General features: G+C 75.5%; 1 protein-coding gene. It reads left to right on the top strand.

Annotated elements, in window-relative coordinates; all coding sequences use genetic code 11:
- Positions 1-286: TolC family protein (locus ACG02S_RS26300; RefSeq protein ID WP_394473451.1), on the top strand; the 286-nt coding region annotated here is incomplete at both ends.

Here is a 286-nt window from a genome sequence, read left to right as displayed (position 1 = left end):
CTGCAGGTCTGGGCGCAGGCCCGTGCGGCCGATCCGCTGCTGCGCCAGGCCGCCGCGCTGACGGGCGCCCAGGATGCAAGCGCACGCGAGGCCCGCGCCGCGCTGCTGCCGCAGTGGCGCCTGCAGAGCAGCGAGCTGCGCGAGACCGGTGGCGCGCGCTGGAACGCCACCACCAGCAGTATCAGCCAGACGCTCTTCGACCTGGCCGCGCTGCGCGAGTTGGATGCCAGCCGCAGCCTGGCGTCGGCACAAGGCGCGCGCCTGATCGCGGCGGAGCAGTCGGCGC

It is taken from the genome of Pelomonas dachongensis (genome assembly GCF_043555865.1).
GTDB lineage: Bacteria > Pseudomonadota > Gammaproteobacteria > Burkholderiales > Burkholderiaceae_C > Pelomonas > Pelomonas dachongensis.
The sequence above is the reverse complement of the archived record's forward strand: the minus strand, read 5'-3'. Positions and strand labels throughout refer to the sequence as shown.